The sequence below is a fragment of the Rhizocola hellebori genome (assembly GCF_016862955.1).
Lineage (GTDB): Bacteria > Actinomycetota > Actinomycetes > Mycobacteriales > Micromonosporaceae > Rhizocola > Rhizocola hellebori.
Map to the genome: position 1 here is coordinate 2501 of NZ_BONY01000175.1, position 1169 is coordinate 3669.

The 1169-nt window shown below is 55.8% G+C and carries 1 rRNA gene (cut by a window edge); it reads left to right on the forward strand.

Annotated elements, in window-relative coordinates:
- Positions 1 to 1169, forward strand: a 23S ribosomal RNA gene (locus Rhe02_RS49295) (its annotated part extends 412 nt beyond the left edge of the window); the annotation flags it as partial.

The window sequence follows — 1169 nt, forward strand, 5'->3', positions numbered from 1 at the left end:
AGAGTCCTGTAACCGAAAATCAGCAGCCTCCTGTGTGGGTTTCTCGAGTAGCCGCGAACTCCTGTAATTTGCGGTGAATTTGCCAGGACCACCTGGTAAGGCTGAATACTCCCTGGTGACCGATAGCGGATAGTACCGTGAGGGAATGGTGAAAAGTACCCCGGGAGGGGAGTGAAATAGTACCTGAAACCGTCTGCCTACAATCCGTCAGAGCCTAGAACACCACCGTTGGGTGGTTATGGTGATGGCGTGCCTTTTGAAGAATGAGCCTGCGAGTTAGTGGTATGTGGCGAGGTTAACCCGGGTGGGGTAGCCGTAGCGAAAGCGAGTCTGAATAGGGCGAACATAGTCGCATGCTCTAGACCCGAAGCGGGGTGATCTAGCCATGGGCAGGATGAAGCGACGGTAAGACGTCGTGGAGGTCCGAACCCACCAACGTTGAAAAGTTGGGGGATGACCTGTGGTTAGGGGTGAAAGGCCAATCAAACTCCGTGATAGCTGGTTCTCCCCGAAATGCATTTAGGTGCAGCGTCACGTGTTTCTTGCCGGAGGTAGAGCTACTGGATGGCCTAGGGGCCCTACCAGGTTACCGAAGTCAGCTAAACTCCGAATGCCGGTAAGTTAGAGCGTGGCAGTGAGACTGCGGGGGATAAGCTTCGTAGTCGAGAGGGAAACAGCCCAGATCACCGGCTAAGGCCCCTAAGCGTGTGCTAAGTGGTAAAGGATGTGGGATCGCATAGACAACCAGGAGGTTGGCTTAGAAGCAGCCACCCTTGAAAGAGTGCGTAATAGCTCACTGGTCAAGTGGTTCCGCGCCGACAATGTAGCGGGGCTCAAGCACACCGCCGAAGCCGTGGCATTCACACAGTCCATTCGCCCAGATTGACGTCTGGGTGCAGTGGTGTGGATGGGTAGGGGAGCGTCGTGTATGCGGTGAAGCAGCAGCGTGAGCTAGCTGTGGAGCGTGCACGAGTGAGAATGCAGGCATGAGTAGCGAAAGCAGGGTGAGAAACCCTGCCGCCGGATGACCAAGGGTTCCAGAGTCAAGCTAATCTGCTCTGGGTGAGTCGGGACCTAAGGCGAGGCCGAGAGGCGTAGTCGATGGACAACGGGTTGATATTCCCGTACCCGCAAAGCAACGCCCACGCCGAACATCCAACCACTAACCT